We start from the raw sequence: 13,977 nt of genomic DNA, 5'->3' as shown, positions 1-13,977 counted from the left end.
ATTCTTTTCTCCTCCCTACTTATCCGTTAAATGCACATACCCTGGACGCGCCCACTTACGATCAACCTCAATACCTGCTTGAGGATGACGTTTTTTATTGCGTGGGTTCGCTTTTGGCATCGGATTTTCGCCATCAACTTCTAACAATTCCATACGTACTTTCGTTTGTTTATACGCAGGTGTGTTCGTACGTACGTCCACAGCAGGACCTGTTAAGAAATTAATTGCCGTTTCATTATCTGTAGAGTTCATCGGTAAATATAACTCATTCGCTTTTACACGATCTGTAACGAGTGCACGTAATTTTAATGCTCCAAAAGGAGAAACAAGACGAACTAATGAACCTGTTTTTACGCCACGTTCTTTTGCAAGTTCTGGAGAAATTTCAACGAAAACACCAGGTACTTTCGTTTGAATACCTGTTGATTTATTTGTCATATTCCCTTCATGGAAATGCTCAAGCATACGACCATTGTTAATGTGAAGGTCGAACTCAGCTGGAAATTCAGCTGGACGTACCCAGTCAGCAATCGCAAAACGAGCTTTTTTATCCGGGAAGTTAAATCCGTCTTGGAAGAGAAGTGGTGTATTCGTTCCATCAAAACTTCCCCAATGGAAACTATTCCACCCTTCAAGCACTTCATAGTTCGCTTGCGAGAATAATGGTGATAAACTTGCCATTTCAGCAAAGATTTCACTTGGGTGGCTATAATTCCAGTTTGCCCCTAGTTTATTCGCAACCTCCTGCACAATCCACCAGTCTGGTTTCGCATCTCCGAGCGTAGGAAGAACTTGATATAATCTTTGGACACGGCGCTCTGTATTTGTGAAAGTACCTTCTTTCTCAAGAGATGGTGCCGCTGGTAATACAACATCTGCATATTGAGCAGTTTTAGAAAGGAAAACGTCTTGCACAACGAAGAAATCAAGGCTCGACAACACTTCATGTACATGGTTTGCATTAGAATCTACAAGAGCCATATCCTCTCCGACAAGATACATTGCTTTCATTTTCCCTTCATCAATAGCGTGAAGCATTTCAATATTGTTAAGACCTGGTTCGCTATCAATTTCCACTCCGTAAGCATTTTCAAACTTCACACGTTCCATATCATTAGTAACGTGCTGATATCCTGGAAGCCACCCTGGTAAAGTTCCCATATCGCAAGCACCTTGTACGTTATTATGGCCTCGAAGTGGGTATGCACCTGCTCCTGGACGACGATAGTTCCCTGTTGCAAGAAGTAAGTTTGAAATTGCAGCGGAAGTATCAGAACCACCAGTATTTTGCGTTACCCCCATACCCCAAAGGATACATGTACCATCTGCATCACGAATCATTTCAGCCATTTGAATAAGTGTTTCTTTTGAAATACCTGTTACTTCTTCTGCATATTCAAGTGTATATTCTTTTAGGCTCTCTTTAAAATCTTCAAAGAAGTTTACATTTTCATTAATAAACTCCTGATCATGCCAGCCTTGATCAATCATATATTTCGTAACAGCCATTAACCATACTTGGTCTGTTCCTTGTTTTGGACTAATAAAGACATCTGATCGCTCTGCCATTTCTGTTTTACGAAGATCAGCTACAATTAACTTTTGTCCGTGTAATTTATGTGCCCGTTTAATACGTGTAGCTAAAACTGGGTGACCTTCTGTCGGATTACATCCTACAATAATAACAAGACCAGATTGTGCAATATCTTTAATCGTTCCCGCATCACCGCCCATACCAATTGTACGGAATAAACCATCCGTTGCTGGTGATTGGCAATAACGTGAGCAGTTATCAATATTATTCGTTCCAAATACTTGTCGAGCTAATTTTTGGATGACATAATTGTCTTCATTCGTAATTTTAGAGGAAGAAATAAATCCGATAGAACCTTTACCGTACTCTTCTTTAATCGCACCTAATTTATTTGCAACTACATTCAATGCTTCTTCCCATGTAGATTCAACAAACGTTCCATTTTTACGAATTAAAGGCTTTGTAATTCGCTCTTTAGAATTTACGAAATCCCAGCCAAATTTCCCTTTTACACAAGTGGAAATTGCGTTAACTGGCGCATCTGAAGATGGTTGTACTTTAAGGATTTTACGCCCCTTCGTCCACACTTCAAATGAACAGCCTACACCGCAAAATGTACATACTGTTTTCGTTTTTTTCGTACGAGTCTCACGCATAGATGCTTCCACTTCTGAAATTGCAAAAATCCCACTATATCCTGGTTCTACTTCTTTAATAAGATCAACCATCGGTTCAAGAATGTCTGGCTTTAATCCTGTCATAAATCCAGCTTCACCGAGCATCGATTTCTCCATTAAAGCGTTACAAGGACAAATCGTTACACATTGTCCACAACTCACACATGAGGAGTCATTAATATCTACGCCATCGTCCCAAATAACACGAGGACGCTCGGCTTCCCAATCGATAGATAACGTCTCATTTACTTGTAAGTTTTGACACACCTCTACACATTGACCACATGCGATACATTGATTAGGGTCGTAGCGATAAAACGGATGTGTCATATCAACTTCACTTACATCCACTTTCGGTTCATAAGGATATTTTTGATGTTCGATCTCCATTAACTCTGCTGTATTATGCAATTTACAGTTCCCATTATTGTTGTCACATACTGTACAGTATAATAAATGATTCTCTAGTAACCGATCCATCGCCTCTGTTTGCGCTTCTTTTGCACGAACAGAAGCACGTTCAATGTTCATACCTTCCGTTGCCACTGTCGAACAAGAACGCATTAACTTTCCGTCAACTTCTACAATACAAGTGTCACATGTTTGAATAGGATCTACTTCTGGCACGTAACAAATTTGCGGATGTTCAATCCCGTTCTTATTAATAACACCCAATATCGTTGAACCAGGCTCCGCTGTATACTTTTTTCCGTCAATTGTAATATGAACCATGTTGTCATTCATGGTCTTTCCCCCTTTTTGAGAATAAAAAAACTCCACCACGAAAATATACGCACCACATTTTGGGCACGCTATCATCATGGTGGAGTAGTTTATTAGCACATCTTGCTAAAATACCAATCCATTTATTCATAAATAAAACGATAGATTCATAACAGGTCATATCACGATTCCATCTTTAACACTATAATTATAGCGTTAAACGTGCAAATATACAATATAAATTTTAAACTGCGCATATGTCTGTATGTAACTATCCATAATAACCCATATAAAGTTCAACGAGGAATAAGGTGAATACATGGGATCTTTTCAAAAATGGATAAGGGGCGAAAAATCTTTCTCTACACATGAGCAAGCTGAAACTGTATTAAATAAAGAAATTTCTTCCTCTATGCCGCTTAATCTTAAACACTTATCCAAATTATTTAGTGGTATTCCAGAATTAATCACACGCGCTTTTCCGTTAAAAAACGGAAAAGAAGCTGCTCTTATATATATGGAAGGACTTGTAGATAAAACTGTTATTAATGTAGATATTCTTCGTCCGCTCTTATTTAAAGAATGGAAGGAAGAAGATTTTTGGGAATCTTCTGTTTCTATAGGAAATATTAAAAAGGTTCAGAAGTGGGTAGACATTGAACAATCCCTCTTACATGGCAAAAGCATTTTATTTATAAACGGGCAACTATCCGCTTTAGAACTAGATACGCAAGCGGTGCCAAAAAGGAGTATTGAAGAACCTACAACAGAGACTTCCATAAAAAGCTCACACGAAGGGTTTAATGAAGTGGCAAGTGATAGTATCGCACTTATTCGCCGGTATATTCCAAATCGCGAACTAAAGGTGAAAGAATTCACTGTTGGCGAACGAGCAACCTCTAAAGTTTTTTTACTTTATCTTGCAGATGTTGCAAACGAAGATGTTGTACAAGATATGGCATACCGCATCGAATCAATCAAAGTAGATGCTATTCTTACTACCGGTGAATTAGAGGGATTTGTTGAAGATAATTCCTATACTCTCTTCCCACAATTATCTATAACTGAACGTCCTGACACAACGGCACATCATATTTTGGATGGGCGAATCGCCGTTGTTGTAGATCGCTCACCAGGCGTATTAATAGGACCTATGACCTTTTCATCCTTTTTTCAGACGATAGATGATTACAGCTTCAGACCTATGATTCCATCTTTTATACGACTCCTTCGTTTCACTGGACTATTTATTGCAATATTTGCTCCTGCTCTTTATATTGCTATGATTTCCTTCCATTATGAAGTGATTCCACTTAAATTATTGTTAACGATTGGAGAATCTCGAGCTAAAATTCCTTTTCCTCCTATACTAGAAGCACTCTTGATGGAATTAGTACTTGAAATGCTCCGCGAAGCTGCCGTTCGGCTTCCTGGTCCCGTTGGACAAACGATTGGCGTCGTAGGAGGGATTGTAATTGGACAAGCTGCAGTTCAAGCAGGGATTGTAAGTAATGTTATGGTTATCGTCGTTTCTATTACCGCAGTCGCTTCTTTTATCATCCCTAACATGGAAATGTCAGCAGGAATTCGTCTTCTTCGATTCCCAATGATGATAATCGCCTCTTTATTTGGCGTAATTGGAATTATGGTTGGAATGGCAATCATCATTATCCATATTCTTTCTATGGAATCACTTGGTGTGCCATATGGTAGTCCTTTTTCTCCGTCATTTGCTTCGGATTTAAAAGATATCCTTGTACGTTTCCCATGGAAAATTATGAAGAAACGGCCACTATCCCTAAACTTAAAACAAGATAACCGGCAAAGAGATATTGAAGAAAAGGAGGAGAATAGGTGACAAAACGCGCAAAGAGGGAGATCACTTTATTTCAATACATTTTAACTATTAGTGGTGTTCAAGTTGGATTCGGTGTGCTGACACTCCCCCGCGAAGTTGCACAAGGGGCGAATACTGATGGCTGGATGTCTATTATTATTGGATGCGTCATCACTACTTTAGTCAGTCTATGTATCGTAAAAATTATGGAAAAGCATCCCGGTTCTTCTTTACTTGATGTGCTGACACGTTACCTTGGAAAATGGCTAGGAAAGGTCGCTATGCTTCTTTGGGTTTTATATGCTACACTTGCTGCCGTCTCCTTAATCTTTTCTCTCTTATATGTCATTCACATTTGGATTCTACCTAGATCTCCAATGTTTTTAATTATGATTTTGCTATCTCTTCCTATGCTTATGCTAGCATGTAAAGGTGTTCTTATTATTAGTCGCTATGCTGTTTTTACTGTTCTCTTTACACTATGGATGCCATTGCTATTACTTATCCCACTTAAAGATAGCCATTGGATTTATCTTCTTCCTCTTCTTAAGGAAGGATGGATACCAATTTTGACCACAGTAAAATCAACTATTATTGCGTTTCTTGGGTTCGAGTTTGCATTCGTCCTTTATCCTTATCTCAATAATAAATCATCTGCAAAAAAAGGCATTGTTGTCGCAAATTTGATTACATTATTGGCTTATCTTCAAGTCACGTTTGTCTCTTTTGTTTATTTTAGTCCAGATGGTATAACAAAATTTTTATGGCCTACTCTTTCTCTTGTTACACCTTTTCACTTTTCATTTCTTGAACGGTTTGAAATTATCTTTTTATCATTTTATCTCTTCATTATTTTTGATTCTTGCATTCCCTATATTTTTACTGCGTCAGATGGCATCAATCAATTGCTTAACAAAAAAGGCAGTTCATTACCTATTTGGTTTTTATTATTCGGATGTATTTTCGTTTTATTCTTTTATATCCCTTCCTCCTATCAAATCAGTGCCTTGCGGGAGTTTTGGGGAACTGCCAGTTATTTTATCGTTTTTCTATTCCCAGTCGTATTTCTCTTATACATGACACTTTATCAGTATTGGAAAAGGAGAAAAATTTAAATGAGACGCTTTATTCATTTTATTATACTTTGCTTTTTCATAATCTTTTTGACTGGCTGTGGAGATCGTCTCGATTTAGAGAAACAATCCATTTCATTAATTTACGGTTTTGACGCAAAAGCAAAAGGGAAATTAATTGTTTACCACGTAAATCCTATTTTTAATGAAGATGTAGAGAGAAGATACGAAACTCATGAAGCGAAAGTACATACACCTCGAGAAGCAAAAGCAACATTTAACAGTTCAAGTGGCGGTTTAGTTTCTACAGAAAAGTTACAAATCATTTTATTTAGCACCAATTTTTTAAAACAAGAAGGGGCTATGCCTTACCTTGATGTTTGGTATCGCGATCCTAAAAATACGGGAAATATGCGTATCGTTGCAGTGAATGGCCCAATTTCTTCTATTATCTATAATAACTTTAAAGATAAACCTACTCTTCCTGAGTATTTAACAGATTTAATTAATACGAACAAATTATATAATCGGACCGTTTTCACGACATTCCATGAATTTCACAGACAAACTTTTAATAAAGGAATAACACCTGTAATTTCAGAAATTAAGAAGGGAAAAAAAGATATTGTTGTTACCGGTTCCGCCCTATTAACTTCCCGTGGAGTTTATAAAATGTCCTTAAATCGTTATGAAAGTGCCCTTCTTCTTATGTTGCAAAAAAAAGCTAATACACCTGTTTCCCTTACAATGAAAATCCCTTCTACTTCAGTTGAAAGTAATGGTAATTTAAAAGAGACAGAAGGAGACGATTTCGTCACAATAAATGTTCTTACTGTGAAACGTAATATTGATACAGGCTACAACGATAACCACTTCCGATTTAATACAAAAATGAATTTTAATATAGCCATATCTGAGATGACATTCAACATGGATATAGATAAAGTTAAAGATAAAAAGAAATTAACTTCACTTATTACAAAACAATTACACAACGATTTAAACGACTTAATCCACAAAATTCAAAAACAACAACTTGATCCATTTGGATTTGGTGATTACGCGAGAGCTTTTCAATATAAAGAATGGAAAAAGGTTGAAGATGATTGGCCAAGTGCTTTTTCAAAAGCTAGTCTGAAAGTAACACCTACTATTAAAATTTTAGAAAACGGCATTATTAAATAGTAAAAACACCCTATTTGCTCTTATGCGTTTAAAGAGCAAATAGGGTGTTATCATTCATTTTTTGATACTTGCTATACACTCAGACTTCTGTTTCTGTTTCTGTTTCTTCGTTTTCCGCCTGTTCTAACCTTTGCTGCTCTGCGATTTCCGCTGAAATCATCCCATAATAAATTTCTGGATATAACCCAAATATTTGATATACACTTCCTAAAAACGGCATCAGAATCCCTCTTTTCTAAAGTTGTATTGCCACTTTTAAGGATTCCCTTTTCATTCATTATACATTCGTTTTTGGTGTTTCTTCTTCATCTTGAATACTTAGTAAATTTAGCCATTTTTTATAAGGAGCGCTATTTGGATCCACATATCCTTTCGCATGCGAGCGATCCCACAATTGTTTAATAAACATTTCTTTCTCTTTCTTGGCAACCATATCAGCACCTGTACCGTAATAATTTTGGAAATACAACTCGATTTCATCAAGGAATAGTCTTAATAATTCATCTGACGTTTCTTCTAACGTCGGATCATACTTCGCTTCACGGTCATACATTAAAATCATATCTAAAAGGTTGTGGACATGTTCTTTTCTAAGCCATCTTACATCTTGGGCTCCTAATACGAACGGATGTGTATATAAATGTCCACCTTGTATCATCGCCTTTTCTTGTTCTTCTTCAAATCGCGACAAGATGTTTTCATAAATAAACGGGTTATGAAGCAATGCTCTGTGTAATTTATAACTTTCACTTGAAATATTTTTCCCCATCGACTGAATTAAAAAGCTACGTCCCACACCGTTATATTGATACACAAATTGTCCGTCAACAGCAACTAAACTAATCCAGCGATACATATACGCGTATAGTAATGCACGATTACATTTATCATAATCTAATTTTGTTTGAGTCGCATTCAAGTCTGGCATAAAGGCTGGTAAGTGCCAATACTTATCTAAATGCGGCGTTAAACTAGATTTTTTACTATTTAATTTGTTTACGCGGCGATAATACGATTGGAAATAGTCACCTTTATCATTCATAAATCCGTTCGAAATATGTCCTGATGATAATTTAGGAAAGTCTTGCAGCGATAAGCCATAATGTGCTCGGTAACAGATTACTTCAAATGGCGAAAAGGCTTCATGTACTGTATCTTTTTCTTTAAACATTTCTTGAATTAATTCCTCTTGCAGCTCTTTCTTTAAAGAAGGATGTATACCCCAATATTGTAATTCCCTATGATGAGAAACTTTCGGAATGAACGGACTTGCTAAATGGAACAGGTCTTCAATTTTTTCACGAACGTATTCATCGCGATCACGTTTCTTATAATCTGCTTCTTTTCGCAATGCTTCAACAATATTCAGTTCTAATTTATCACGATAGCGTACTTGCAATTCGTCATAGCAGTAGCTCAATATATGTTCGCGGTAGAAATCCTCTACCTTTTTCGACTGAATCTCTTCTGTTTTCGCATCACGGCAATATTCTCCGTACAAACTCATATAAATTTCCGCTGATATATCTTTCGGTAGTACACCTAAATTTAAATGTTGTTGCATATCTTGCCATATCTTTTCTTGCAGCTTCTCTTCAGCTAATACATATACATTCGTCGGGTTTGTTTTCCCTTCAAATTCCTTACTGCGTTTTTGAATTTCAAACAATAAGTTCTCACGTGTTTCATGTAAATTATCAAAAAATCTTTCCCAATATTGAATCATTTTATTAACTGCTTGATATAGCGATTGATACACAAGTTCTAATAGCATTTCTTTTCGATATTCATTTAATTTGTGTACATATTGCGTTACGATGTCTTCAAATTCTCTTTTGAATACACGTTGCTGATTATTAATCATTTTTCCAAACCAGCCTTGTTGTTGAGCAATTTCTACCCGGCGTACCGCCGTTACCGTCCCATCAATATTACCCACATTAAATTTTTTATCATAGTTTTGAATTACATTACGCTTTTGTTCATTATTTTCATGTAGTCGGTTCATTTTTTCTACTAACTGCTTTCGAATTTCATATAACATAAAACGTGCTGCTACTGGATGAACTGGATCTGTTTTCTTTAAAAACCATGTATTTAATTGATAAGACTGTCCTTCAGAACCACTTGGTGAAAAGCGGTCTGATTCAATCATGTCATATAAAAGTGTCGTTACATGTTCATGTACACGGCTCGGAATCGCATACGCATATAAACGAACCGCGTGATCCACTCTTGCTACTTCACCTTTCATTTGTTCCATCATTTTCAGTTTCGCAGCTGAAATTTTACACTCATGCTGCAAACGATTTAATTCCTCATCTTTTTGCACCGTACGTTGTACATAACTTTCTACCGCCTCTAAAAACAGTTTAGATTTCGCAACTCCAAGCTTACCACCCTCTGCTCCTTCACGCGTTTCATTGTACATTTGCCTATAGAAAATATGCGCTTGCTCTGGACGGGTAGCAAGATGTTCCAAATCCTCTAAATAACTTTTGCCACGTTCAGGTTTTTCACGCTGCATACCACGTTTTACATCTTGGTCATATCTTTGCTTCTTCTCTTGAAATAGTTGATCTAAATGTAGCCACGATTCATCTAAACCTTGCACAGCCCATTTTAAAGCACAATATTTTAACACGTGTTCATATGGATAAATGAGCTTTGCCGTTCCTGCTCCGCAATATCGTCCTTTTCCGCTCGATTCTGCCAATTGCTGAATTTGATTGTCTTCCTGCGCAAAATGACTTGTGGACATCGGGCTAAATAACTGTAAATAAATCGTATTTGCCATCTGTTCCATATAATCTGATAAATTGTGCAAATGGTGTCCGTGTAGGTTTTCGTAATCGTATAAGAAACAATAATTGTACGGTAAATGATGTTGTTTAATTGTATGATTCGTTCTTCCGTCTTCATCTACTTGATCAGGGCGATACTCTAATTCAATTGTTACACCGCCGCGTTTTGATAATTCTCCAGTAGAACCGAGTGTAATAGCATGTAATTCTTTTAACGATGCATAGCCGTTTGCTTGCACCGTTTCAAATTCTTTCGCACTAACCGTTCTCGTCTTCACTAAAACATCAGGCATTAAAAACGCACCGCGTATTAAAATGTTATGATGCTGTAGTTTTTTTCGAAGCATTTCACGTAAATATAATGCAATTTGCAGAAACATCCCCGAACCTGTTCCGCCTGCTAATGATGTTACAATAATAACTCGCACACCATATTCCGTTTGATCACTTGTAACCGGAAAAATCTTCTCAATTTCTTGCCAAAAGGACGTCAATTTATCTTCTTTCATCGCAGCACGTAACGCTAAACGCGAAATGACGCGTAACTGTCCTGCTCCTTCTGTTAACGGTTTATCAAGTATGGTCGGATCCATCGGAAACCACTCTGGGATCGTTGGATCTCCTGCAATATACTCTCTAGGCGTTTTACTCGAACTCGTTTGTGTCTTAAACTTTCGAATATGATCAAATTTACTCAATGTATTCACATCTGTATCAAATACATGCATTGCTACCTTTTTTCGGCGCTCTTCAGGCAATTTTTCATATATTTGATGCGTCACAGTACTACCGATTCCACCTAATCCAATTAATATCGTTGGAACTTGTAATGTCATGTGAACCACCTTCCTATTCTTGCTTGTTTAAAAAGAAAGGGAAAGAAAGCTAAGACTTCCCTCTTATCCCTATCTACTATTCACATTCATATTTGTAAATCTCCTTACCATATCCTCTATCAATTAATAAAAGTTCATTTGGATATAGTGTCTTATGCTCCATTCCTACTTCTTCCTCTGTTATAAACATCCCATCAATAATCATTCCAACTACTTGTGACTCTTTCGCTACAAAAACAGATTTCGAACCTTTCTTCGCTATCAATGTAACGGATTGCACAGTTTTTCTTTCTGCTCTAAATGGGATACCAAAATAATGTTTCCACCATTTATTTCGAAGTAATTCTGGTTCAGATTGATATAGCCAATCTTTTGCTACCTCTTGATCCCATTCGTAATACAGTAGTGCTTTCCGGTGAAATCTCGGCCTAACAATCCATCCTAAAACAATGATTCCTACTACTAACAATAATAAAGTGATAGGAATAACAAACTTAAAAATCAACGCATATTTTTCATAAAACGGAGCATCTTGAATATGGAATGTTATGTTTTTCTTTACTACTTGTAACTTTGAATCCTGCATTGCGATGGTAGCGTCTACGGTGCCAGTATCTGTAAAATTGAATGTGTCGGAGTAATAGGGACGAGGGTAAACATATATTTGATTTCCATGTTGCTTTATTTCATAGTTGATTGATTGTTTAGATGTGACATCAGTAGATTTTACTAGTTTTTTTACAGCTTCTTCTGTCATCGGCTTACCATCTAATTGCGGTTGTAAAATAAATGGTTTACTACTCTCTAAATTTGTTACTTTTTCTTCATAATCTTTTGTAACAGTTTGAAGTGATAATTTCGGTTTTTCAGTTGCTTCAATTTTAAATTCTTTCGTCTGTCTATAAAACCCCTTTATATTCATATGAACTTTCCCGCGTACTAACCCTTTATCAAGCTTAGTTTCGTAATAAAACACATGCCTCTTATCGTCCCACTTCATCGGATATTGTTTTCCGTCAATTTCTACTTCTGCCTGAAAGTAAGAAGACTGAACAGGCAACTCAGTAGGCTTTGCTTCAATAACAGCAATAGCACCTTCGTACATTTTTTCAACATTCTTTTGACTATCATCATCTTTATCATAAGTAGAAACGGTATAGTTAAGCGCCGGTTCAACAAGTACTTGTAGTCCTTCTTTCTCAATATCCTGGTCCACTTCTATCGTATATGTTCCTGGCTTAATAACTTCCTGATTTTCCGTACTTATATGAACTATATTTCCGAACAATTTCGCTTCCCCTGGTGCATGTATGGAAAAAGAAGATTGTAATTGTAACGGTTTAGAAATTTGTATGACCTGGTAGTTAGACAAAGAAGGTGATTGTCGTACAAGCGTCATACGCTTTAACGGAAATGGTGTTGTAATCTCTACTTTTTTCCCTACTACTTTCGTTTTTACAATCGATTCAACAGCGGAGAATGGATCACGATTTGCAACTAATGCTGCCACTTGATTTACACTTTTTACAATGCCATCTTCTCCGCTTGACGGCATCGTAACACCATTTATCTCTTTCTTCCATATTTCTTTGAACGTATTTAGTTGTTCTTTTTCTTGTCGTCCTAAATCTTCTTCCATCGTAATTAAGACTGGATGTAACGATATCTTTTTTGCATCCATTTCTTTCTTAAACTGCGCTAATTTCTGCGAGATTTGTTCTTTTCCGCCAACCTTATCTTTCTCTAAATCATTAAATGCCCCGTCAGTTAATACAATAAGCCAAAATTCACGTTTTCCATCTATATCTGCTTCCTTTTTTATAGATTGCATAGCCGTTTCTACCGCGCTAAACGGAGTATTTAAATACGTTTTCCACGCTCCAATCCCCTCAATTTCCGTTTGCCTTTTATCCTTCGTTAACGAAATGTTTAATGGATCATTCGGCTTACTCATTGGAACGTAAGAAAATTTATCTTTTTCATCTAATAGCGCAACTAAACTTTGCAAAGCATAATTGGCATATTTCCAGCGATCGTTATTTCTCATGCTGCCTGAATCGTCATATACAAGTGAAACGACCCTTTCCTTTGCCTCCTCTCCTTTTGCAAAAGCTGATAAAGGTAAACATATAAATAGAAACAACATGAACGTGGCACAAATTCGAATTTTCATGATGAGGCTTCGCCACCTTTGTAGACAAATTCCTATGTTTAAATTTATGAGAGGAAACAAGATATATGACTTGTATTTTAGGACAACTAACCCACCATAACTTTATTATGTAAACAGACGTATTCACTTGGTAACATTCCTTCTAGCTTTTTCTATCCAATTATATAGGCAAAAAAGCCTGTCTAAGCTTCATACTTAAAACAGACTTTTCCTACTTTTCATATTAAAAACACTTAACAAAAAGTTTGATTTATTGTTTCACATACACTTCAACAATCGGGTTATCCTTATTATCCGCATGCAAGCGTATATTCTCTTCGCTTGTATTATAAATACTAGCTAATAGCATTATTGTTAGCACATTAGGTGTCTTCGCATCACTTCCATATTTTCTTTCAAGCGCCTCTTTATATTCAAACTCTAAATCTCCTTGTATATATGTATACACTTCAAAACCATCTTCCAAATTACAAACTACTGTATCGATAATATCCGCTCCTGCTTGTTTCTTCATTTCACCTCGCAGTGCTTCTATAAATTCTTCCCATGGAACTTCGTATGTCTGAAATTGATCTGTTGATTTCATTTTCCTTCCTCCTTACTATAATCCTTTTCCTATATTTCCCCTTTCCTATAACAATTATGATAGATAGGTCATTCGTACAAGCCGCACTTGTCCCCCATACATATCGTATTACTGTAATGCGGAAGGAGGAAAGAACATGCATAGACAAAAATGTTATGATACATGTCATCGTTATTTCGGTAAGGTTGTTCGAATTGAAGACATTGATGGTCACATTCATTTAGGAAAAATAATCGATGTGACAAAAGATTCTGTATGGATCGAACCAGTGCAACAACAATCATCATTTGATACAGGATTCGGATACTATGACGCATACACAAACGGTGGTTGCGATCTTTGCGGCGGCCTTAGTAGATGTGACAGCTGTGGCTTTGGTTGCGGCGGTGGATTCAGTGGCTGCGGTTGTGGTGGTCGTGGTTGTGGTAATTGTGGCGGCGGCTGGGGTGGCGGTTGTGGCTGGGGCGTTGAACTCGGATTCGGTTTTATATTCGGTATCACTTTAGCTGCACTATTCTTCATTTAACATAGTAAAGAGTTGGCTGCCTT

The 13,977-nt window shown here is 36.8% G+C and carries 9 protein-coding genes; 4 read left to right on the top strand and 5 right to left on the bottom strand.

Features of this window, described 5'->3' with window-relative positions:
* Nucleotides 1–15 precede the first annotated feature (15 nt).
* A complete protein-coding gene (gene fdhF, locus COK05_RS00845; protein ID WP_098611083.1) occupies nucleotides 16–2,955 on the bottom strand; it encodes a formate dehydrogenase subunit alpha in 2,940 nt (979 codons plus the stop codon).
* A gap of 298 nt (nucleotides 2,956–3,253) precedes the next feature.
* Between fdhF and COK05_RS00835 the strand changes: the two genes are divergently transcribed.
* From COK05_RS00835 to COK05_RS00825, 3 genes are read left to right on the top strand one after another with little or no spacing between them, the layout of a single operon-like run.
* Nucleotides 3,254–4,792 carry a spore germination protein gene (locus COK05_RS00835; RefSeq protein ID WP_098611082.1) on the top strand — a complete coding sequence of 513 codons (1,539 nt, stop codon included), beginning with the start codon at nucleotides 3,254–3,256 and terminating at the stop codon, nucleotides 4,790–4,792.
* On the top strand, nucleotides 4,789–5,886 hold the full coding sequence (locus COK05_RS00830) for an endospore germination permease (RefSeq protein ID WP_098611081.1): 1,098 nt from the start codon (nucleotides 4,789–4,791) through the stop codon (nucleotides 5,884–5,886). Before COK05_RS00835 ends, COK05_RS00830 begins: the two co-directional genes overlap by 4 nt.
* Nucleotides 5,887–7,029, top strand: a complete 1,143-nt coding sequence (locus COK05_RS00825) for a Ger(x)C family spore germination protein (RefSeq protein WP_098611080.1) — start codon at nucleotides 5,887–5,889, stop codon at nucleotides 7,027–7,029. It begins immediately after the preceding gene.
* A 79-nt stretch (nucleotides 7,030–7,108) separates the two neighbouring features.
* Here COK05_RS00825 and COK05_RS00820 read toward each other — a convergent pair whose 3' ends face one another.
* The 4 genes from COK05_RS00820 to COK05_RS00805 form a co-directional block, all read right to left on the bottom strand.
* Nucleotides 7,109–7,249, bottom strand: coding sequence for a phosphonate ABC transporter permease (locus tag COK05_RS00820; protein WP_098611079.1), 141 nt, complete (start codon nucleotides 7,247–7,249; stop codon nucleotides 7,109–7,111).
* A 57-nt stretch (nucleotides 7,250–7,306) separates the two neighbouring features.
* Nucleotides 7,307–10,669: a tubulin-like doman-containing protein gene (locus COK05_RS00815; RefSeq protein WP_098611078.1), complete on the bottom strand. Its 3,363-nt coding sequence runs from the start codon at nucleotides 10,667–10,669 to the stop codon at nucleotides 7,307–7,309.
* Between the two features lie 76 nt (nucleotides 10,670–10,745).
* A complete protein-coding gene (locus COK05_RS00810; RefSeq protein WP_098611077.1) occupies nucleotides 10,746–12,842 on the bottom strand; it encodes a vWA domain-containing protein in 2,097 nt (698 codons plus the stop codon).
* Nucleotides 12,843–13,092: 250 nt separating this feature from the next.
* Complete coding sequence (locus tag COK05_RS00805) at nucleotides 13,093–13,428, bottom strand: hypothetical protein (protein ID WP_098611076.1); 336 nt, start codon at nucleotides 13,426–13,428, stop codon at nucleotides 13,093–13,095.
* 136 nt (nucleotides 13,429–13,564) lie between these two features.
* Between COK05_RS00805 and COK05_RS00795 the strand changes: the two genes are divergently transcribed.
* Nucleotides 13,565–13,954: a hypothetical protein gene (locus tag COK05_RS00795; protein WP_098611074.1), complete on the top strand. Its 390-nt coding sequence runs from the start codon at nucleotides 13,565–13,567 to the stop codon at nucleotides 13,952–13,954.
* Nucleotides 13,955–13,977 lie beyond the last annotated feature (23 nt).

Origin of the sequence: Bacillus cereus, from assembly GCF_002567495.1 — a bacterium.
Lineage (GTDB): Bacteria > Bacillota > Bacilli > Bacillales > Bacillaceae_G > Bacillus_A > Bacillus_A cereus_AQ.
The sequence above is the reverse complement of the archived record's forward strand: the minus strand, read 5'-3'. Positions and strand labels throughout refer to the sequence as shown.